Source organism: Paraburkholderia sp. BR14312, from assembly GCF_040948675.1.
Taxonomy (GTDB): domain Bacteria; phylum Pseudomonadota; class Gammaproteobacteria; order Burkholderiales; family Burkholderiaceae; genus Paraburkholderia; species Paraburkholderia nodosa_A.
Genome location: NZ_JBFPKI010000004.1, coordinates 139,966 through 162,087 on the forward strand (window position 1 = coordinate 139,966; position 22,122 = coordinate 162,087).

Sequence of the window (22,122 nt, forward strand, 5' to 3'; positions counted from 1 at the left end):
GGAACGTATGAAGAAAGCGTGTTTGTCCGGGATGGCCGAAGCCGCTTCATCAAGTGGACAGGCGTGGGCCCGAAGCGTTCGCGACACTGTCCTGATATTCGCGCGGCGTGCATCCCAGTTCGCGCCGGAATACGGCATACATGTACTGCAGCGACGTGAATCCGCAGCGGATCGCCACCTCCGCGCTCGAGGCGTCGCGGCTCGCGAGCATCGCCTTGGCGGCGTCGAGCTTGTGGCGCAGGATTTCCTGGTGGACCGTGCATTGCAGTTCACGCCGGAAATAGTCTTCCAGCGACGAGCGCGATACGCCGACATAGTCGGCCACCTGCTCGGTCTTGATGCCCTGGCAGGCGTACTGGCGGATGAAGTGGCGCGCACGCATGACATGCGGGCTCGACAGCGGTTCGTGGCGGGTCGATTCGAGCACGTTGATGCCGACGGGCGGCACCAGAATGCGTTGGCCCGGAAAACGTGCACCGCGCAGCATCTGGTGCAACAAGTGCGCGGCGGTCTTGCCCATTTCCTCCGTGCCCTGGATGACCGACGAGAGCGGAATGCGCGTGAGCGTGCGGGTGAGCGGATCGTTGTCGATGCCGATGATCGCCACCTGCTCGGGCACGGCAATGCCGTGAATCAGACACGCCTGGAGCAAATGCCGCGCCCGTGCGTCGGTCACGGCGATCACGCCCACGGGCTTGGGCAGGCTGTGCAGCCAGACGCTCAACTGCTCGATGGCCTGGTTCCAGGCGCTGGCGCTGGTGGCCTGGCCGCGGTAGATCGGCGCCTGCACGCCTTCTTCGCGGGCGAGCGCCTGGAACGCCAGTTCGCGCTCCTGCGCCCAGCGGTTTTCCTGCGCGACGGGCAGGCTGTACATCGCGAGGTTCGGCAGGCCCGCACCGATCAGATGCGTCCAGGCCAGCGAGACCAGTTTGCGGTTGTCGGTCGCGATATAGGGCACGTCGGCCGGGTACTGGGCGGCGTCTTCGAATGACGAGCCCACGGCGACCACCGGCAGCGGGCAGCCGCGCAGGGCGTCGGCCACGTCGGGGTCGTCGAAGTCGGCGATGATGCCGTCCCCGTCGAAGCGTTCGATGCCCGCGAGGCGACAGCGGAAGTCTTCCTCGAGAAAGAGGTCCCATGCGACGCGCGTGGAGCGCAGATAGTGGCCAATCCCCGCAATGATCTCGCGGTCGTACACCTTATTCGCGTTGAACAGCAGCGCGATCCGGTGGGGTGTCTGGGAAGCGGGGGCACGGGTCATGTCGGGTCGGCGGTTGTTCGCCCGGCGCGGATCGCCGGCGGAAAACCGCCATGTCTCCAGTTCGGGCGCGGTGCGCGCCAAGGTGCACCGCGCTACGATGTCTCTGGCGCCTGCGGCGCGTCATTTTAAGCGTCCGGTTATTTTAGGCCCAGATTCGGGTTCGCGGGCAGGCCGGTCGCGCCCGTCGGCAGGAAACGTTAGAGGTCTCACGCAATTTCGCAATTGCCGCGCTTTGCGCGTCGCGGGCAGTATGGCGTCACACAGAGGGATGCACGCTGCGCCGCTGCGCTGCAACAACATTGGAGACATCATGTCGTATTTCGAACATATTCCCGCCATTCGATACGAAGGCCCGCAGTCGGACAATCCGCTTGCGTACCATCACTACGACCGTAGCAAAAAGGTGCTCGGCAAGACGCTCGAGGAGCATCTGCGCATTGCCGTGTGCTACTGGCATTCGTTCGTCTGGCCCGGCAACGATATCTTCGGGCAGGGCGCGTTTCACCGCCCGTGGCAGCAGCCCGGCGACGCCATGGAACGCGCGCACCAGAAGGCCGACGCGGCGTTCGAGTTTTTCTCGAAGCTAGGCACGCCTTATTACACGTTCCACGACACCGACGTCGCTCCGGAAGGCAAGGACCTGAAGGACTACACGGAAAACTTCAAGCGCATGGTCGACTACCTCGGCGAGCGCCAGCAGGCGAGCGGTGTGAAACTGCTCTGGGGCACCGCCAACCTGTTTTCGAATCCGCGCTACGCCGGCGGCGCCGCGACCAACCCCAACCCCGAAGTCTTCGCCTACGCGGCCACGCAGGTATGTCATGCGCTCGACGCGACGCGCAAGCTGCGCGGCGAGAACTACGTCCTGTGGGGTGGCCGCGAAGGCTATGACACGCTGCTCAATACCGACCTCAAGCGCGAGCGCGAGCAGTTCGCACGCTTCCTTTCGATGGTGGTCGAGCACAAGCACCGCACCGGCTTCACCGGCACGCTGCTGATCGAGCCGAAGCCGCAGGAGCCGACCAAGCACCAGTACGACTACGACGTTGCGACGGTGCACGGCTTCCTCACGCAATACGGTCTGCAAAACGAAATCCGCGTGAATATCGAGGCCAATCACGCGACGCTCGCAGGCCACTCGTTCCATCACGAAATCGCCACCGCGTTCGCGCTGGGTGTGTTCGGCAGCGTCGACGCGAACCGCGGCGATCCGCAAAACGGCTGGGATACGGACCAGTTCCCGAACAGCGTCGAAGAACTGACGCTCGCGTTCTACGAGATCCTGCGCCACGGCGGCTTTACCACGGGCGGCATGAACTTCGACGCGAAGGTGCGCCGCGCGAGCAGCGATCCGGAAGACATGTTCTATGGTCACGTGGGTGCGATCGACGTGCTCGCGCTGGCGCTCGAGCGCGGTGCGGCGCTCGTGGAAAACGACCGGCTCGAGCAGTTCCGCAGCCAGCGTTACGCGGGCTGGGACAGCGAGTTCGGCCGCAAGATTCTCGCCGGCGGCTATTCGCTCTCGTCGCTCGCCGCCGACGCAATCTCGCACGGCATGAATCCGCAGCACGCGAGCGGCCAGCAGGAGCGGCTCGAGAATGTCGTGAACCAGGCCATCTACGGCCAGCGCTAGCCGTGCCACGGCGCGCGAAAAATCATTAGCGCGCGCCGTCAAATTCGCAATTGCGCCGTTTGCGATTGAAGGCGAACTGACGCAAAAAATCAGGACGGAGACATGTTCATCGGTATCGACCTCGGCACGTCGGGCGTGAAGGCCGTGCTGCTCGATCGCGCGGGCGATGTGCTCGGCAGCGCGAGCGCGCCGCTCACCGTGAGCCGGCCGCAGCCGCGCTGGTCCGAACAGGCGCCGCGAGACTGGTGGCTCGCCACGCAGAGCGCGTTGCGCGCACTCATCGACGAGGCGCGCGGGCGCGGCTTCGACCCCGCACGCATCGAGGCGCTCGGCCTGACCGGCCAGATGCACGGCGCGACGCTGCTCGACGCGCAGGGCGAGGTACTGCGTCCCGCCATACTGTGGAACGACGGTCGTTCGGATACCGAATGTCTCGAGCTGGAGCGCGCCGTACCGCAGTTGCACGCCATCGCGGGCAATCTCGCGATGCCGGGCTTCACGGCGCCGAAGCTGTTGTGGGTGCGCAAGCACGAGCCTGAGATCTTCGCGCGCATCGCGCACGTGCTGTTGCCGAAGGACTATTTGCGCTGGCTGCTCACGGGCGTGTTCGCCACCGATCCCTCCGATGCCGCCGGCACGCTGTGGCTCGATATTGCGAAGCGCGACTATAGCGACACGCTGCTCTCGGCCTGCGACCTCACGCGCGCCCAAATGCCGGAGGTATTCGAAGGCAACCAGGTGACCGGCACGCTACGGCCCGAACTCGCGCGCCAATTCGGCCTGCGCGAAATCCCGGTCGTGGCGGGTGGCGGCGATAACGCGGCGGGCGCCGTGGGCGTGGGCATCGTGCGGCCCGGCGACGCGATGCTTTCGCTCGGCACTTCCGGTGTCTATTTCGCAGTTTCGGACGGCTTTCTTGCCAATCCCGATTCCGCGGTGCACAGCTTCTGCCATGCGTTGCCGCACACGTGGCACTTGATGTCCGTGATGCTCAACGCGGCCAGTTGCCTCGACTTCACGGCGCAGTTGACGCGTTACGAAAGCGTCGCCGCGCTGCTCGCCGACGCCGAAGCGAACTCGAACGCCGAGCGCGACGCGCGCCGGCCGTGGTTCCTGCCGTATCTGAGCGGCGAGCGCACGCCGCACAACAACGTCAACGCGAAGGGCGTGTTCTACGGTATGACCCCGCAGACCTCGCGCGCCGATCTGGCGAACGCAACGCTGGAAGGCGTGGGCTTCGCGCTGCTCGACGGCATGGATGCGTTGCATGCGGCGGGGCTCGTGCCGGACACGATCACGGTAATTGGCGGCGGCTCGCGCAGCGCCTGGTGGACGCAGATGCTCGCCGATATCAGCGGCCGCGCGCTCACGTTGCGCGCAGGCGGCGAGGTGGGGCCGGCCCTTGGCGCCGCGCGCCTTGCGCATCTCGCGCTCGAACCGGGCGCGCCGCTCGACGAAGTGTGCCCGCAGCCGCCCGTGCTGGCGATTCGCGAACCTGACGCCGCACGCCACGCCTGGTATCGCGAGGCGCGCCGTCCAACCTTTAGCGCGCTGTATCGCGCGCTCGAACCGGTTTTCGCCACCGGCGCCTGACTAGCGGCGCCGGCGAAGAAAAAACTGCACGGCCAGTGTAGTCGTGCAGCTGATTAGTCGTCCTACGGTTATACCGCACGCTGTGCTGTTTCGCGTGTGTTCCGCATTTACATCGGCAGCACCCTGATAACCATCGCCGCGGCGGCGACGCGTTCGCGCGCGCCTGCGCACCGGCATCAAGAGGAGTATGGAGACATGAATTTCGCCAAACGTCGTTCGGTTCTGAGTTCGCTCGTATGCGGGGCCGTGCTCGCGAGCCTGTCGCTTGCTGCACCGCTCGCGCACGCGAGCAAGGATCATCCCGAGATCGGCTTCTGCATCGACGACCTGCGTGTCGAGCGCTGGTCGCGTGACCGCGACTACTTCGTCGCCGCCGCGGAAAAGATGGGCGCGAAGGTGTCGGTGCAGTCGGCGGACGCGAGCGAAGAGCGTCAGGTCTCGCAGATCGAAAACCTCATCTCGCGCGGCGTGGATGTGATCGTGATCGTGCCGTTCAACTCGAAGGCGCTCACCAATGTCGTTGCCGAAGCGAAGAAGGCGGGCATCAAGGTCGTTTCGTATGACCGCCTGATCCTCGACGCCGACATCGACGCGTACATCTCGTTCGACAACGAGAAGGTGGGCGAGCTACAGGCGAAGGGCGTCTACGATGCACAGCCGAAGGGCAACTACTTCCTGCTGGGCGGCGCGCCGACCGACAACAACGCGAAGATGCTGCGTGAAGGACAGTTGAAGGTCCTCAAGCCGGCCATCGACCGTGGCGACATCAAACTGGTCGGCCAGCAGTGGGTGCCGGAGTGGAGCGCGTCGACGGCGCTGCGCATCATGGAAGACGCGCTCACCGCGAACAACAACAAGATCGACGCAGTCGTCGCCTCGAACGACGGCACGGCAGGCGGCGCGATCCAGGCGCTCGCCGCGCAGCATCTCGCGGGCAAGGTGCCGGTGTCGGGCCAGGACGCGGACCTCGCAGCGGTCAAGCGGGTGGTGGCGGGCACGCAGACCATGACGGTCTACAAGCCGCTCAAGCTCATCGCGGGCGAAGCCGCGAAGCTCGCCGTCGATCTGGCGAAGGGCCAGAAGCCGGCGTACAACGCGCAGTACGACAACGGCAAGAAGAAGGTCGATACGGTGCTGCTGCAGCCGACGCTGCTCACGAAGAGCAACGTGGACGTCGTCGTGAAGGACGGCTTCTATACGCAGGCGCAACTGGCAAGCCAGTAACGCTTATGGCCTGACGGCCCGCGCGCGCCAGGAGCGTGGCCACGAATGTGGCCACTGCGTCGCGCGCGGGCCATCGCAGCGAGTAACCAGCGTATGACCGAACCCTTGCTGACGATGCGCGGCATCGTCAAGTCCTTTGCGGGCGTGAAAGCGCTCGACGGCATCGACCTCACCGTGCGGCCCGGCGAATGCGTGGGGCTGTGCGGCGAGAACGGCGCCGGCAAATCCACGCTCATGAAAGTGCTCTCGGGCGTGTACCCGCACGGCACCTGGAGCGGCGAGATCCGTTGGGAAGGCGTGCCGCTCGAAGCGCAAAGCGTGCGCGACACCGAACGCGCGGGCATCGTCATCATCCACCAGGAACTGATGCTCGTGCCCGAGCTGTCGGTAGCCGAGAACATCTTTCTCGGCAACGAAATCACGCTTCCGGGCGGGCGCATGAATTACGCGGCGATGTACCAGCGCGCCGACGAATTGCTGCGCGAGCTGAACATCGACGCCATCAACGTGGCGCAGCCGGTGATGAACTATGGCGGCGGCCATCAACAGCTCATCGAGATCGCGAAGGCGCTGAACAAGCGCGCGAAGCTGCTGATTCTCGACGAGCCGTCGTCTTCGCTCACGGCGGCGGAAACGAAGATCCTGCTCGACATCGTGCGCGACCTGAAGCGCCGCGGCGTGGCGTGCGTCTACATCTCGCACAAGCTCGACGAGGTCGAGGCCGTGTGCGACACGGTGAGCGTGATTCGCGACGGCCGGCACGTGGCCACCGAGCCGATGGCGACGCTCACGACCGATCGGATCATCGCGCAGATGGTGGGGCGTGAGATCCGCAATCTCTTTCCGCGCGAGGCGCATGACATCGGCGAGGTCGTGTTCGAGGCCCGCAACGTGACCTGCTACGACGTGACGAACCCGCGCCGCAAGCGCGTGGACGACGTCTCGTTCTCGGTGCGTCGCGGCGAAATCCTCGGCGTGGCCGGACTCGTCGGCGCGGGCCGCACGGAAACCATGCAGGCGATCTTCGGTGCGTATGCGGGCGCATGCACCGCGACGGTCCTGCTCGATGGCAAGCCGCTGAAAATCCGTTCGCCGCTCGACGCGATCAACGCGGGCATCGCCATGGTGCCCGAGGACCGCAAGCGTCACGGCATCGTGCCGCAACTGGGCGTGGGCCACAACATCACGCTCTCGGTGCTGCAGCGCTTTTCGAGGCACGGCCGCATCGACACGGCCGCCGAACTCGATACGATCCGCACGGAGATGCAGCGCCTTTCGGTGCGCGCGGCGAACCCCATGCTGTCGATTGCGAGCCTCTCGGGCGGCAATCAGCAGAAGGCGGTGCTCACCAAGATGCTGCTCACCGACCCCAAGGTGCTGATCCTCGACGAGCCGACGCGCGGCGTGGATGTCGGCGCGAAGTACGAGATCTACAAACTGATCTTCCAGTTGGCCAAACGCGGCGTGGCGATCGTGATGGTGTCGTCCGAATTGCCCGAAGTGCTGGGCATCAGCGACCGCGTGCTCGTGATCGGCGAGGGCGAGTTGCGCGGCGACTTCGTCAATGACGACCTCACGCAGGAAGACATTCTCGGCGCAGCGATCCAGAGCGTGCGCGCCCAACCCGATACAGCGAGTGCAGTATGACCCCCGACGTCACGACCCAGGGCGCACGCGAAGACCTGCCGCAAGGCGGTAATGGCTTCGCCATGCGTTTCCAGCAACTTTTTGCGCGCTACAAGATCCTCGCGCTGCTGCTCGCAGTGGCGGTGATCTGGCTGTTCTTTTCGCTGCTCACGCACGGCGCGTTCGTCACGCCGCGCAACGTGTCGAACCTGCTGCGGCAGATGTCGATTACCGGCATGCTCGCGTGCGGCATGGTGTTCGTCATCATCGCGGGCGAGATCGACCTTTCGGTCGGCTCGCTGCTCGGCCTGCTCGGCGGCGTCGCGGCGATTCTCGATGTGAATCGCGGCTGGCCGATCGGCGTGACCGTGCCGGCGGTGCTCGTGCTTGGCGTGCTCGTCGGACTCTTCAACGGCTGGTGGTCGACGTACCGCCGCGTGCCGTCGTTCATCGTGGGTCTCGGCGGCATGCTCGCGTTTCGCGGCGTGCTGCTCGGCATCACGGGCGGCTCGACCATCGCGCCGGTGTCCGATCACTTCGTGTTTCTCGGCCAGGGCTACTTGCCGCGCGTGGCGGGCGACGTGCTGGCGCTCGCGCTCTTCGTGCTGCTCGCCGTGCTTACGGTGCGCCAGCGTGCGAACCGCAGGCGCTATCAGCTGAGCGTCGTCCCACTCTGGCAAGACGGCGTGAAGATCGTCGGCGCGGGTGCGATCCTGCTTGCCTTCGTGCTGATGCTCGACAGCTATGGCGGCATACCGGTGCCCGTGCTGCTGCTGCTCGCGCTGCTCGGTATCTTCACATGGATCGCCACGCAAACCGTGTTCGGCCGGCGTATCTACGCGGTGGGCTCGAACCTCGAAGCCACGCGTCTTTCGGGCGTGAACACGAACCGCGTGAAGCTTGTCATTTTCGCGCTCATGGGTCTCATGTGTGCCTTCGCGGGTATCGTCAATACGGCGCGTCTCGCGGCGGGTTCGCCCTCGGCGGGCACGATGGGCGAACTCGACGCGATTGCGGCCTGCTTTATCGGCGGCACGTCGATGCGCGGCGGTTCCGGCACCGTGTATGGCGCGCTGATCGGCGCACTCGTGATGGCGAGCCTCGACAACGGCATGTCGATGCTCGACGTGGACGCGTATTGGCAGATGATTGTGAAGGGCGGCATTCTCGTGCTTGCCGTGTGGATCGACGTGGTGTCGGGCTCGAACCGCCGCTGAGCAACGCGTGGCGCACACGATTGCAAACCTGCTGGCGCCATGAAAATCATGACCGTGTTCTTGCATCGCGCGTGACACCGCGGCGTAATTTTTGCGGATGACTGCCACGCGCAGTTGCTCTCCTCGCGCGCGCCGAGCGCGCTCTCAGGGCGGGACTCATGTCCCGCCCTTTTTCTTTGCTGTGGCCGCTCAAGCATCTCGCACCGAGCGGCGCATGTTCGACGCGCCGGCGATCGTTTCCTGCCACAATCGTTTGCACCTGTGCAGGGCGGCATGCGCACGCGATAGGTGCGATTCATGCCGTCCGCAAGGTCATCGTCAGCCACAGCACCGCGTCGTCGTGTTCAGCGCGTGCTCGCCGATTTGTCGCTTTGCTGGTGCAACCGCTGCATGAGCGCTCGCGTTGCACCGAATCATGCCGCGAGGTTGTGCCAGCGTTTTGCCAACTTCGGCGGCGCGATTCCGAACCTCCGGAGACAAGCCGACCATGCCCACTCTTTGCGAAATTTGTAACTCCCGGCCTGCAGTCGCGCGCGTGACTGTCGTGCAAAACGGGCAGCGCAAGTCCATGTCGATCTGCGACTACGACTACCGCCAACTGATGCGTCACCAAAGCATGCTCAACCCGTTCGATTCGCTGCTGGGCGGCAGTGGCCTGTCGCGCTTTTTCGGTGGACAAGGCGGCGATGACGAGCACGACGACGAGGGGCACGACCTCGCCGCCGAGGTGCCGCGCGAATCCGTCGATGCGACCGATGCATTCAGCGAGCAGACGCTCGAAATCCTGCAGCGCGCCGCGGAGAAAGCCCATGAACTGCAGCGCAATGAACTCGACACGGAACACCTGCTGTACGTCCTGGCGGACACCGATGTTTGCGCCGCACTCCTGAAGGAGTTGAAGCTCTCGCCGCAGGACATCAAAGGCTATATCGATCAGCACGCGCAAAAGGGCACGGCTTCACCCGACGCGCCCATCGACAAGATGACGATTTCGCCGCGCCTGAAAAAAGCGTTTCAGTTCGCGTTTCAGGCCTCGCGCGATCTCGGTCACTCGTACGTCGGCCCCGAGCATCTGCTGATCGGACTCGCCGCGGTGCCCGACAGCATTGCGGGCGCGCTGCTCAAGAAGTACGGCGTGACGCCCGAGGCGCTGCGCCAGAAGGTCGTGAAGGTCGTGGGCAAGGGCGCGGAAGATGGCCGCGTCGATGCGCCTACGGGCACGCCCACGCTCGACAAGTTCGGCCGGGACCTGACAGCCATGGCACGGCAAGGCAAGCTCGATCCGGTGCTGGGCCGCGCGCAGGAAATCGAGAGCACGATCGAAGTGCTCGCGCGGCGCAAGAAGAACAACCCGGTGCTGATCGGCGAGCCGGGCGTGGGCAAGACCGCCATCGTGGAAGGGCTCGCACAGCGCATCGTCAATGGCGACGTGCCGGAGGTGCTGCGCGGCAAGCGGCTCGTGGAGGTGAACATCAATTCGATGGTCGCGGGCGCGAAGTACCGCGGCGAGTTCGAGGAGCGCGCGAAGCAGCTGATCGACGAAGTGACCGCGAAACACGACGAGTTGATCCTCTTCATCGACGAACTGCACACGATCGTTGGCGCGGGGCAGGGCGGCGGCGAAGGCGGACTCGATATTGCCAACGTGCTGAAGCCCGCGCTGGCGCGCGGCGAGTTGAGCCTCATTGGTGCCACGACGCTGAACGAGTATCAAAAGTACATCGAGAAAGACGCGGCACTCGAACGGCGCTTTCAGCCCGTGCTCGTGCCGGAGCCCACGGTCGAGCAAACCATCGTGATCCTGCGCGGTTTGCGCGACAAGCTCGAAGCCCACCATCAGGTGACCTTCGCCGACGACGCCTTCGTGGCCGCGGCCGAATTGTCGGATCGCTACATCACGTCACGCTTCTTGCCGGACAAGGCGATCGATCTCATCGACCAGGCAGCCGCGCGCGTGCGGATCGGTTCGACGTCGCGTCCCGCCGAGATGCAGGAACTCGAAGCGGAGATCGCGCAACTCAAACGCGAGCAGGACTACGCGGCGTCGCGCAAGCGCTTCGACGAGGCTAAGGGTTTCGAGGAGCGCATCAACGAGAAGCAGGCAAAGCTCGAAGAGCTGACTGAGGCGTGGCAGCGCAAGACGGGTTCGGAAACGCTCGAAGTCACGGTGGCGTCGATTGCCGAGGTCGTGTCGCGGCTCACTGGCATTCCGGTCGCGGATCTCACCCAGGAAGAGCGCCAGAAGCTGCTCAAGATGGAAGAGACGCTGCGCGAACGCGTGGTAGGCCAGGAAGATGCCGTGGTCGCCGTAAGCGACGCCGTACGTCTTTCGCGCGCCGGACTCGGTCAGTCGAACCGGCCGATCGCGACCTTCCTGTTCCTCGGGCCGACCGGCGTAGGCAAGACCGAGCTTGCGAAGGCGCTGGCGGAAACCGTGTTCGGCGACGAGCAGGCGATCATCCGCATCGACATGAGCGAGTACATGGAGCGTCATGCGGTGGCGCGGCTCATCGGCGCGCCGCCGGGCTACGTGGGCTACGACGAGGGTGGCCAGCTTACCGAGCGCGTGCGGCGCCGCCCGTACAGCGTGATTCTGCTCGACGAGATCGAGAAGGCGCACGCGGACGTCTACAACGTGCTGCTGCAGGTGTTCGACGACGGGCGTTTAACGGACGGCAAAGGTCGCGTAGTCGACTTCAGCAACACGATTCTGATCGCCACGAGCAACCTGGGCGCGTCGATCATCATGGACAACCTCGAGCGCCCGGAGAAGTCGCGGCTCGACGACAAGACGATCCGTGCCGAACTCATGAAGGTGCTCAAGGGGCACTTCCGGCCCGAGTTCCTCAATCGCATCGATGAAATCATCGTGTTTCACGCGCTCTCGCGCGAGAACATCCGCGCGATCGTGCAGATCCAGCTCGAGCGCGTGACGCGCACGGCGTCCGCGCAGGGCATCACGCTCTTGATGGGTCAGACGCTCGTCGATCATCTCGTGGAGGCCGGCTATCAGCCGGAGTTCGGTGCGCGCGAACTCAAGCGGCAGATTCGCCAGGAAGTGGAAACGCGCCTTGCCAAAGAGATACTCGGCGACGCGCTGCAGTCGGGCGATACCGTCGAGATCGGCTACGACAAAACGAACGACCGAGTCACGATCAGTAAGATCGCTGTGCCACCCGACGTGAAGGAGAGCAAGCCGGCGAAGAAGAAGAAAACGGCGGCACCGCCTGTCGACGAAATCGCGAGCGAGATGGCCGCCGACGACATGGAAGGCGATCCACCGCCCCCGCCTCCGAAGAAGAGCGGCAAGGGCGGGGGCAAGGCGAAGCCTGTTTGATTGAGTGGAGCACCGGCTGGCGCACCGAAACGTGCGCCAGTTTTTTACGTTACGATTGATCTGGAATCCAGATTAACTCGTGGCGATACGCCACCACGTGGGCAGCAGCGCGCGCACGCCGGGCTGTGCGAAGCGGTCGTCCAGCAGGTGTACGACACCGCGATCCTGCTCGGTGCGGATCACGCGCCCGGCAGCCTGCACGACCTTGCGCAGGCCCGGAATCAGGTAGGTGTAGTCGAAGCCGTCGCCGTAGAGCGTATCCATGCGTGCGCGCATCGCCTCGTTCACGGCGTTCACCTGCGGCATGCCGAGCGTCGCGATGAACGTGCCGATGAGACGTGTGCCCGGCAGATCGATGCCCTCGCCGAACGCGCCGCCCAGCACCGCGAAACCGATGCCGCAGCCGCCTTCCACGAAGCGCGCGACGAAGGCCTGCTGATCCGCTTCGTCCATGGTGCGCGACTGGAGCCAGACTTGCACCTCCGGATGGCGTGCCGCAAACGCATCGGCGGCTTGCTGCAGATAGTCGTAGCTGCTGAAAAAGCACAGATAGTTGCCGGGGCGTTCGACAAATTGCGCGGCCACGCGCCCGACCAGCGCTTCGAGCGAACGTTCGCGGTCCTTATAGCGCGTCGAGATATGCCGGGCGATGTGGACGTCGAGCTGCTCGGCGCGAAATGGCGTGTCGATGTCGATGCTCACCGTGTTGGCGGGCAGCCCGAGCATGTCGCTGTAGTAATGCGTGGGCGAGAGCGTCGCCGAGAAGAGCGTGATGCTGTGTGCCGTGGCGATGCGCGGGCGCAAGGCATCCGCCGGCACGATGTTGCGGATGGCGATCGTGGAACGCGGGCGGCGCGCGTTCTGATGCGCCAATGGCGTGACGTCGAAGAGTGAATGCGTATCGAAGCGTTCGGCAATGCGCGTGAAGTGCAGGGCGTCGAAATAGAAGCGCTCGAGTTCGGGATCGCGCACGAGCGCGGGTTCGGCGAGCTGGTCGCCGATCGCCCCGATCACGTCGCCAAGCGCGGCGACGAGGCCTTCGGGCAAGGTGTCGCTCGCGCGCCAGGCGCCGGGCAACACGGCGTTCTGCGCGTTCCAGTGCTTCTGCAGGCGCGCGAGCGCGCGCTTGAGCGGTGCGCTCGCGGCGCGGCGCACGGCGTCGATGCGCGTTTGCACGAGTTCCGCCGAATACATCGCGCGGGCGCGCTCGGGGAGGTTGTGGGCTTCGTCCACGAGCACGCTCGCGCGCCACTGGTTGTGCGCGGCGAGCATAAAGAGCATGGCGCTCGCGTCGAACCAGTAGTTGTAGTCGCCGACGATCACGTCGCTCCAGCGCGCGAGTTCCTGGCCAAGGTAGTACGGGCAGACGGCATGCTCGCTCGCCACCTCGCGCAGTGCCGCGCGATCGAGCCGCACGCGCTCGAGCGCCGCCGCACGCGCGGCCGGCAGACGGTCGTAAAAGCCGCGCGCAAGCGGGCATGATTCGCCATGACATGCCGCTTCGGGATGCTCGCACGACTTTTCGCGCGCGACGAGTTCGAGCACGCGCAGGGGCACGGGCGTTCGATGCGCTTCGGCGCTTGCTTCGTCTTGCGCGCTTGTCAGCGTAGCGAGCGCGTCGAGTGCCAACTGACGCCCAGAGCTTTTCGCGCTCAGAAATACGACCTTGTCGATCGCCGCGCGCGGGCAAGCCTTCAACTGCGGAAAGAGCGTGCCGATGGTCTTGCCGATGCCGGTGGGCGCCTGCGCGAGCAGACAGCGTCCCTGCGTCGCCGCGCGCCAGACGGCTTCGGCAAGATCGCGCTGGCCGCGTCGAAACTGCGGATGCGGCAGGCACAGTGTGGCAAGCGCGGTATCGCGTGCGGCGCGGTGGGCGCTTTCCTGCTCGGCCCATGCAACGAAGCGACGACATTGCGTTTCGAACGCGGTGCGCAATTCCCGCGCGCTCGCATGCTCGACGAGCGCCGTCTCGCGCCCCGAACCGATGTCGTAGTACACCAAAGCGAGTTCGAGCGCATCGAGGCCGAGTTTTTCGCAGAGAAGTGCGCCGTAGACGCGCAACTGCGCCCAGTGCAGCGCGCGCTGATTCTCGCGCATCGCATCGAGGTCGCCGCGATAGGTCTTGAATTCTTCGAGCCTGCGGCGCGCGGGATCGTAGCCGTCGGCGCGACCGCGCACGCTCAGCGATTCGAACGTGCCGGAAAGCGCGATCTCGGTCTCGTAGCCGGGCGGGCGCCGCGCGGCGATGGCGGCGTGGCCGGCGCGGCCGTCGCTTGCGTCGGGCGAGGGCGTGAAGCGCAAGTCGAGGTCGCCGCGCTTCGCGGTGAACTCGCACAGCGTGCGCACGGCCACCGTGTAGCTCATGGCGCGGGCAGCGCCTGGCCGGCGCTGTCGTCGGCTTCGTCTGGCAGGTTGGGCCAACGCACCTGCAATACGGAAACCGGCATGCAGTGCTGCACGCAATAGGCCAGCCAACGGCGCTGGTTGTCCTGCAAGCGGTCGCCGGGGCCTTTCACCTCGATCAGTTCGTAGCGCCGCTCGTGCGGCCAGAAGCGCACGAGATCGGGCAGACCCGAGCGGTTCGCGACGGGTTCGCGCAGCAGTCGCTCGAACCACAGGCGCAGATGAGCGGCGGGGAAGCAGTCGAGGGCGAGCGTGAGCAGTTCGTCGCTCAATGCGGGCCACGCGACGAACGGTGACTGGATGCCGGATTTTTCCGCATAGCGGCGCACAATCGACTCGCGGTAGGCGCGCGTTTCGAGTTCGGCGAGACATGTTTCGAACTGCGAAGCACGTCGTGCGACGAAGTCGGCGGCGTGCAGGTCGGCGGGGCCGCGCTGGAACGGGTGGAAGAACGCGCCTGGCATCGGCGCGAACAGCGCGGGCCAGCAGAGCAGGCCGAAGAGCGCGTTGATCAGCGTGTTCTCGACATAGAACACGGGCGCTTGCGGCGTGGCGAGCTCGATGCGCGTGGCTTCCTCGACGCGCAGTGGGCCAGGCGCCGCGGGCAGCGCGAGTTCGAGCTGCGCGAACCCCGGCCCGGCGCTCGTCTTCGACTTCGCCCGGGTGCGCGCGAGACGCCCGAGCGTGCGCGCCGCGCGCTGCGCTTCCTCTTCGTTCGCGGGCGCATCGGCAATGGTCTGCGCGAGCGCCAGCGCTTCCTCGCGTCGGTTCAGTTGTTCGAGCACACGCACGCGGCGGTAACGCGATTCAGGGTGAGCGCAGTCGAGATAAGCGCGCCACGCGAGTTCGGGTTCGCCCGCGCGCTCGGCGGCGAGCCCCGCGGCGTGACGCAGCTTGTCGTGGCGAGCGCGCAGCCAGGCGTTCGCGTGCGTGCGCGGGGCCAGCGCGTCGAGTGCTGCGAGTGTTGCGGTGATGGCGCCGGCAGCGTCGAAGTCCTGGGTCTCGGCGGCGCTCTCGAGTCCGTCGCGGCAATCGCGCAGCGCCAGATACGCGTCGATGTCCTCGCGTCGCTGGAACGCACGCGAGGCGTGATCGAAGGGCACGCTTTCGTAGCGAAAGACGCCGAGGTCGGCGAGCACGAACTCCGACCAGTCCTGATGCAGGTTGCCGAAGAACATCAGGCGCAGGCGCTCGCAGAGCGGGGCGCTCGCGAACAAAAGCACAGTGTCGGACGAAGCCGGGAACCACGCACGCCAGTCGCGCGGTTCGGGCGCGGCGGCATAGTGTGCATCGAGCGCCTCGAGCGTTGCCGCGCGCGTGGCGCGAGCTTCGAGCGCGATGCCAAGTCGCTCGGCGAGCGCTTGCAGTTCGGCTTTCGTCACGAGCGCGGCGAGCGCGCCGAGATCGAGTGCGGGCGCGTCGTCGAGCCAACCCGCCGCGACGAGCGGTGCCGCAGCCGCGCGCGGGCAGCCGATCTCGTCGTACGCGAGCCGGCTGGCGCGAAAATAGGGACCCTTACGCATCAGCATGCGCACGAAGAGCGCGCGAGATGCTTGCGGCACCTGCACGAATTCGTCGGCGAAGCGGCGCTCGGCGTCGTCGAACAGGTCGGCGCAGCGCGCGTCGAGCCACGCTAGCGCACGCTCGAAGTTCGCGAGGTAATAGAACGGATCGGGAGAGTCGGGAAGCACGCGTGGCACTGTACGGATATACAGCAGCGATGATAGCAGGGTCGCAGGTGGGCGCGAGCGCCGTCAGGGATTCCCCGCCCCGTACGCTACAATTGCCGCAGCCTGAAAATCGGATGAGCGATGAACACACGTAACGCATGCTTCGCCGGCCTCGCGGCCGCCGTCACCCTGCTCGCGGGATGCGCGGCGCAGTACCGCAACACCAGCGCCTGCGAAGAGGCGATGCGTAGCCGCCTTGCCGAGACGACGCTCGGCGACCTCAAGGTCACGCATAGCGCGACGACGTATCGTGGCGCCCGTGTGGTGGTCGAAGGGCAGCTCGAGAACGGCGCGGCTTCGGCCGCCGTGGTCGCGTCGGCGCCGTCTGCCTCGGCCGCATCGGCGGCATCGGCGGCGGCGTCCACCACGGCGCAGGGCGCCAACGAGGCGCCCACGGTCACGGCGCCGATGGTGCAGGCGGCGGCGCTGCCCGGCACGATTTCGGTTCCCACCGCTCCGGTCGCCCAAGGCGGCACGCCAGAGGGCAAGCCGACCACGCCGGTCGCCGCGCTGGTCGCAAAGCTTGGTATCAAGAAGGCCGTCGGCACACCGGCGGCCGCGGAGTGCACCTTCAACGAGTCGGGCCTCGCGACGTTCCGCTGGCTCGCGCCGCCTAAGCTCGCGAAGACCACGCCCGACCCGAACGCCGCCAACGATTAAAACGAACGCACGCTGCTCGCCGTGGCGTTGCTACGGCCGCACCCGTCGTTGGCGCATTCTGCGCTCATGAAGGCCTCGCAAGAGGCCTTCGTCGTTTGTAGCTGATAAGACTCCGGTGATCGCCGGCGCGCTCAAAACGCGAAGAATGGTCCGCTGCCTGCAGGTGTGTCCTGCAAGGCGATCGCCGTGAACACGCGGCGCCCGAAGAAGAACGGCAGTCCCCAGCCGAACGCGCGACCGTTGTAGCCAGCGAGATTGCTGAAGGCCCAGTTGCCGGTGGCGAGCAGCGTCGTCGAGCTTGCGACCGCGAAGGTCACGCAAGCGCCCACACCGTCGATGCCGGCTATCGTCGCACCGAGGCTGACCGGCGAACTCGGGCAATACCAGAACCCGCAGCGCGTCATCGTCGGGCTGTTGAAGTACAGCGCGTTCGAGCCCGTGTCGAGGTAGCTCAGCGAGTAGACCGTGCCGTCCGATGTCGTCGTCTTCACATAGCCGGTGCCCGAGTTCGCGCGCAGCACCGTCGCGCTGCCGAGCGCGTTGTTCGCCTGCGTGCCGATGCCGAAGATCATCGACCCCCTCACCCCGGACGCGCCGCTGTCGGCCAGGGGCGGCAGGTCGATGATCACGCCGTTGTTGTCGGTGGCAAAGCCCGCCACCGGGTTGCTGACTTGTTGCGCAAGCGGTTGCGCGCTCGCCGTGCAGCCGCTCGCGCGGCAGGCGTAGTACCACGGCGTGGCGGCCGCCCTGACGCAGGACACGCCGCAATCGGCGCTGAACGGCCCGACTCCGAGAATGCCGTTCGAGCGCAGCGTGGCGGCGCTGTTCATCGCGAGGCCGCTGCCGGCGCAGCCGTCCGGCGCTGACGCGGGCACGGCCGGGTCGGCGATCAACTGGATCGGCAATGAAGCGGCAGTCTCGCCCGCGAGCTTCACGTCGGCGCTGCGCACTGTGCCCCACGTGTAGCCCGTGCCGAACACGGCGCATTCGCCGGCGACGTCGACCCCCGCACCGGCTGGCACGGGGGGCAGCGAGAAGCCCGCCGGCAGCGCCGAAGCGAGCAGGCGCAGGCCTTGGGAGCCGGTATCGACCTGGACGTTGTCGACGCTCGCGCAGTCCGCGGTGCCCGGCACGCAGACCGTGACGCTCGTCATCAGCATGTTGCGCGTCGAGGTGGGTGTCGGGCCCACCGTGACGGCCACGACATTGGGCGTGGTCGATTGCGGAATCGTGCGGCTCGTGCCGGCGGTCGACGGCGCACTCGAGGCAGTTGGGGCGCTGGCGGGTTCCGCGGCGCCTGTGCTCGCGGACGCGGTTCCGGCATCGCCGCCACCGCACGCGGTGAGCGCGGCGCAAAGCGAGAAGAGCGCGAGGGGGGCGACGAGGGCGAGGCGCCGGGAGCGGGCCTTCATTGGAGATCCCCGACGCTCACGCCAGCGGGAAGTGCGGCGGGCAGCCACGCGCGTCCCACGTAGGCGCGCATGTGGCCGGCCGTCTCGACCACGACCTGAGCGCCGTCCACGCGCGCAGCGTGCAGGCCGTTGCGGCCCGTGGCGTGAAGCGCCGCGGCGGCGCTGCGCCAGTCGGCTGCGTAACGGCCCAGTAGTGCCCCCACGTTGGGCTGAGCCGGCCCCTGCCACGTGTACGCGAAGACCGTCCCGGCCGCGCTGCCCACATAGGCGTTGATGGTCGTGCCGTTGTCGTCGACGTAGCTGACGACGCGGCCGGCGCCGCCACCGATGCTGCGTTGGGCGGCGCCGGCCGGTACGGTCGCGGTGTCGCCGAGCGCGGCCCGGGCCGGCGCGGCGGCGAAGCCGAGGCAATTGAGCGCGCAGGCGAAGGCTGCGGCGCGGCCCGCCTGGGTGAGGCTGCAAGTTTTCATGACGCTCTCCGGTCCTGCTATTTACGAATCTTTTTTGAGATTTCGAGATGAAATTAGCACCAGGGTCGTTCTTGCGAGCGTCCCAGGCCGGGAGGGCGGCACAGCGCAAAGCAGCGTTTGCGCGTGGGGAGGAGTTAATGCGTTGATCCAAAAGGAAATTGGCGGCTTTTCAGTAGGTTCGCCGCGCCGGATCGAATGTGGATGAATGTTAAGGCGCGGTCGGTCTGCCGTGCCGCGACCGCGGTTCGGCGCGCGTCGCCGCTGCGGATATCGGGCCTGGATTGCGTGCCACCCCGTGGTTTTTGCACAGCGGGCCGCCGGACCGGTAAAATGTTTGGTTGATCCACGGAAACTGGCCGTGGCGTAGCCGAAGGGATTACCCGAACATGAGTGATTTTCATCAACGTCTTGCCGCACGCGCGCTCGCGCTTCTGATGGCGGGCGGGCTGGTCGCCGGCTGCAGCTCGCCGACGCCAGGCAAGATCGATTACCGTAGTGACGCCAAGGCGAAGCAGTCCTCGCTCGCTGTGCCGCCGAACATGCTCGACGAAGCGTCCGACCAGCGCTCGCTCGCGCCGCAGGGCGGCGAAACCTCGCTGTCCTCGCTCAAGCAGACCCAGGCCGCCGCGCCGCAGTCCGACGAGGCCCAGGTGGTCCCGCAGGTGCCGGGCATGCATATCCAGCGTGACGGCACGGAAAGCTGGCTCGTCATCGACAGCCGCACGCCCGAGCAGGTCTGGGCGCAAGTGCGCCGCTTCTGGCAGGAACAAGGCTTTCTGCTCGTGGTCGACCAGCGCGACAAGGGCGTGATGGAAACGGACTGGAACGAAACCCATCCGAAGATCAGCGACGGCCTCATCCGCAACACGCTCTCGTGGGCCACGGGCAACTCGTATGTGACCGCCGAGCGCAACAAGTACCGCACGCGCCTCGAAACGTCGCCCAGCGGCGGCACCTATGTGTTCATCAGCCAGAAGGGTCTGAGCGAACAGCTCTCGGGCACCAACAACGACACCAGCAAGTGGGTGCCGAAGCCCAACGATCCCGCGCTCGAAGCCGAGTACCTCAAGCGCCTCATGATGACGCTCGCGAACGCGAAGCCGGGCGTGCCCGACGCGCAGGTCGCGGCCGAAGCCGACGCCAAGGCCAACAGCAAGGGCACCGACGCGAAGTCGAAGGCTCCGGACGCCGCTGCGGCCGCCATGGCCGCGCAGAACGTCGCGGCCGTGGGCCAGCAATCGGGCAGCGGCTCGTCGAACGCGCAGGGCACGTCGGGTCAGTACACTTCGTCGGAGCTCACGCTCGGTGAGCCGTACGACCGCGCATGGGTGCGCGTGGGCATCGCGCTCGACCGCGCCAACTTCACGGTGGACGATCGCGACCGCACGAAGGGCATCTACTACGTGCGCTATGTCGATCCGAAGGACCACAGCTCGGACGAGCAGGGCTTCTGGAACCAGATCTTCCACGGCCGCAAGGAAAAGACCGCGAAGCAGTACAAGCTCAACGTACGCGCCGTGACGGACAACCAGACGCGCGTCGCGATCGTGGACGACAGCGGCCAGATCGACTCGTCGCGTCCGGCGCAGGAGATCATGAGCCTCGTGGTCGACGAACTGCACTAAGCATTGCGCGCACGCTCGAGCCAGCGTTGTCTGGCTCAAGGCCGCAAAAGAAAACCCGCCTGCGCATCGCCGCGCAGGCGGGTTTTTTCATGCCCGCGGGCGAGCCGTACTCAGTGCGGAATCATCCAGGTGAGCACGTTCTGCTGCAGCCACACGAGGATGCCGAGCAACACGGTCAACAGGATCGAGTGCTTGAACGTCTTCGCGAACACAATGCCTTCCTGGCCCTTGAGGTCCGTGGTGGCGACGCCCGTCGCGATGTTTTGCGGCGAGATCATCTTGCCCATGACGCCACCCGACGAGTTGGTCGCCGCCATCAGGATGGGGTTGAGATTGAGCTGTTTCGCGGCTACCACCTGGAGGTTGCCGAACAGCGCATTGCCCGAGGTGTCGCTGCCCGAAAGGAACACCGCGACCCAGCCGAGGAAGGCCGAAACGAGCGGGAAGAACGCGCCGACCGAAGACACCGCGAGACCCAGCGTATAGGTGAGCCCCGAGTAGTTCATGAGGAACGCGAGCCCGACGATGGTCGCGACCGTGAGGATGGCGATGCGCGTCTGCACCCAGGTATCGACGATCGCGACGCCGAAATCGGCGGGCTTCAGGCGCACGACGAACGCGGTGATGATCGCCGCGACGAGAATCGCCGTGCCGGTGGCGAGCGGCTGGAAGTCCCAGATCGCGCCATAGGGCGTGTTGTAGAGCGTGATGTAGACGGCCTTGTCGAGGCCCGGCCACGGCACCTTCACCTCGCCGATCGTGAAGACCCGCGCGACGGTCCAGATGATCACGACGGCCGCGACGATGATCCACGGATACCAGCCCTGCGCGCCCGTCACGGTGCCGCGCGCTTCCTTCGCGCGATCGACCTTGATGGCGAAGCGCGGATCGGGCGCGGGCTTCCACACGCGCAGGAACAGGATGGTGAGGATCAGCGAGACGAGCGACGAGAGCACGTCGGTGAGGCTGTAGTTGATGAAGTTGGCGGTGATGAACTGCGTGAGGGCGAAGCTGCCGCCCGAGACGAGCAGCACCGGCCAGATGCGCAGCATGCCGCCCATGCCCGCGTAGATCGCAATGACATAGAACGGCAGCAGCAAGGCGAAGAACGGCAACTGGCGGCCGACCATTTGACCGAGCAGATCGGCGGGCAGGTGCGTGACCGCGCCGAGCACCGTGATCGGCACGCCGAGCGCACCGAACGCAACAGGCGCCGTGTTGAAGATGAGCGTGAAGGTCAGGGCCTCGAGCGTCGGGAAGCCGAGCATGATGAGCAGCGAACTCGTGATGGCGATTGGCGTGCCGAAGCCGGAAATCCCTTCGAACAGCGCGCCGAACGAGAAGCCGACCACGACGAGCACGATGCGCCGGTCGTTGGGCAGATTGTCGAGCAACCACATGCGAAACGCCGCGAAGCGGCCCGAGCGCAGCGCGATGTTGTAGAGCAGGATCGCCGTGACGACGATCCACATCACCGGCCAGAGTGCGAACACCACGCCCGCGAGCACCGAGCTGATCGCGAGATTGACCGGAAACTGCCAGCCGGCGATCGCGACGATCAGACCGACCACGAGCCCCGCGAGCGAGGCTTGCCATGCAGGCCGCCGCGCCCAGCCGAGCAGGGCGAGCACGGTGAGAATCGGCAGCACGGCGATCAGAAACGAAAACAGCAGCGAATTGCCGATGGGGGTCAACAGCTGGTGGAACATCACGTCTCCTTTATGCTGGTTCGTTATCGGCGCAGCAGTGCGGCAGCATGCGCCGGGGCGCGTCGTCGGCTGTGGAGTTCAGGGCCCGGCCAGGCGGCCGAGTTAAGGCGGTGCTTCAATCCCCGCTAGCCCACTTGGAGGATAGATAACGAGACGGGAGCGTCAAGGAGGGAAAGTACGGTCCGGCACCGTTTTGTGGCGCAGTTCGCGGCGTGGCTGGGT

General features: G+C 66.1%; 14 protein-coding genes. 8 read left to right on the forward strand and 6 right to left on the reverse strand.

Features of this window, described 5'->3' with window-relative positions; genetic code table 11:
• Positions 1-49: 49 nt before the first annotated feature.
• On the reverse strand, positions 50-1,261 hold the full coding sequence (locus tag AB3X98_RS12770; protein ID WP_069268209.1) for a DNA-binding transcriptional regulator: 1,212 nt from the start codon (positions 1,259-1,261) through the stop codon (positions 50-52).
• A gap of 310 nt (positions 1,262-1,571) precedes the next feature.
• Here AB3X98_RS12770 and xylA point away from each other — a divergent pair, with 310 nt between their 5' ends.
• The 6 genes from xylA to AB3X98_RS12800 all read left to right on the forward strand — a co-directional run bounded on the left by xylA (position 1,572) and on the right by AB3X98_RS12800 (position 11,891).
• Complete coding sequence (gene xylA / locus AB3X98_RS12775; RefSeq protein WP_368605950.1) at positions 1,572-2,894, forward strand: xylose isomerase; 1,323 nt, start codon at positions 1,572-1,574, stop codon at positions 2,892-2,894.
• 102 nt (positions 2,895-2,996) lie between these two features.
• On the forward strand, positions 2,997-4,487 hold the full coding sequence (xylB, locus tag AB3X98_RS12780; protein ID WP_368605951.1) for a xylulokinase: 1,491 nt from the start codon (positions 2,997-2,999) through the stop codon (positions 4,485-4,487).
• Positions 4,488-4,682: 195 nt separating this feature from the next.
• The gene (xylF, locus tag AB3X98_RS12785; protein ID WP_069268207.1) at positions 4,683-5,711 is read left to right on the forward strand and encodes a D-xylose ABC transporter substrate-binding protein; all 1,029 of its coding nucleotides are present in this window, start codon (positions 4,683-4,685) and stop codon (positions 5,709-5,711) included.
• A 93-nt stretch (positions 5,712-5,804) separates the two neighbouring features.
• Positions 5,805-7,358 carry a D-xylose ABC transporter ATP-binding protein gene (gene xylG / locus AB3X98_RS12790; protein ID WP_368610256.1) on the forward strand — a complete coding sequence of 518 codons (1,554 nt, stop codon included), beginning with the start codon at positions 5,805-5,807 and terminating at the stop codon, positions 7,356-7,358.
• Positions 7,355-8,554, forward strand: coding sequence for a sugar ABC transporter permease (locus tag AB3X98_RS12795; RefSeq protein WP_069268179.1), 1,200 nt, complete (start codon positions 7,355-7,357; stop codon positions 8,552-8,554). Before xylG ends, AB3X98_RS12795 begins: the two co-directional genes overlap by 4 nt.
• A 487-nt stretch (positions 8,555-9,041) precedes the next feature.
• Positions 9,042-11,891 (forward strand): AAA family ATPase, encoded by a 2,850-nt coding sequence (locus tag AB3X98_RS12800; protein WP_368605954.1) that lies wholly within the window; start codon positions 9,042-9,044, stop codon positions 11,889-11,891.
• A gap of 72 nt (positions 11,892-11,963) precedes the next feature.
• Here the strand turns inward: AB3X98_RS12800 and AB3X98_RS12805 are convergent, their stop codons facing one another.
• Positions 11,964-14,255, reverse strand: a complete 2,292-nt coding sequence (locus AB3X98_RS12805; protein WP_368605955.1) for an ATP-dependent DNA helicase — start codon at positions 14,253-14,255, stop codon at positions 11,964-11,966.
• A complete protein-coding gene (locus tag AB3X98_RS12810; RefSeq protein ID WP_368605956.1) occupies positions 14,252-15,985 on the reverse strand; it encodes a VRR-NUC domain-containing protein in 1,734 nt (577 codons plus the stop codon). The genes AB3X98_RS12805 and AB3X98_RS12810 overlap by 4 nt, the downstream gene beginning before the upstream one ends.
• 120 nt (positions 15,986-16,105) lie before the next feature.
• Here AB3X98_RS12810 and AB3X98_RS12815 point away from each other — a divergent pair, with 120 nt between their 5' ends.
• Positions 16,106-16,684 carry a hypothetical protein gene (locus AB3X98_RS12815; RefSeq protein ID WP_368605957.1) on the forward strand — a complete coding sequence of 193 codons (579 nt, stop codon included), beginning with the start codon at positions 16,106-16,108 and terminating at the stop codon, positions 16,682-16,684.
• Positions 16,685-16,815: 131 nt separating this feature from the next.
• Here the strand turns inward: AB3X98_RS12815 and AB3X98_RS12820 are convergent, their stop codons facing one another.
• Positions 16,816-18,096 carry a DUF3443 domain-containing protein gene (locus AB3X98_RS12820; protein WP_368610257.1) on the reverse strand — a complete coding sequence of 427 codons (1,281 nt, stop codon included), beginning with the start codon at positions 18,094-18,096 and terminating at the stop codon, positions 16,816-16,818.
• Positions 18,093-18,566, reverse strand: coding sequence for a DUF2844 domain-containing protein (locus AB3X98_RS12825; RefSeq protein ID WP_342945928.1), 474 nt, complete (start codon positions 18,564-18,566; stop codon positions 18,093-18,095). Before AB3X98_RS12825 ends, AB3X98_RS12820 begins: the two co-directional genes overlap by 4 nt.
• 386 nt (positions 18,567-18,952) lie before the next feature.
• Here AB3X98_RS12825 and bamC point away from each other — a divergent pair, with 386 nt between their 5' ends.
• Positions 18,953-20,191 carry an outer membrane protein assembly factor BamC gene (bamC, locus tag AB3X98_RS12830; RefSeq protein WP_069268172.1) on the forward strand — a complete coding sequence of 413 codons (1,239 nt, stop codon included), beginning with the start codon at positions 18,953-18,955 and terminating at the stop codon, positions 20,189-20,191.
• A 110-nt stretch (positions 20,192-20,301) separates the two neighbouring features.
• Here bamC and AB3X98_RS12835 read toward each other — a convergent pair whose 3' ends face one another.
• On the reverse strand, positions 20,302-21,900 hold the full coding sequence (locus tag AB3X98_RS12835; RefSeq protein ID WP_368606297.1) for an L-lactate permease: 1,599 nt from the start codon (positions 21,898-21,900) through the stop codon (positions 20,302-20,304).
• Between the last annotated feature and the right edge of the window lie 222 nt (positions 21,901-22,122).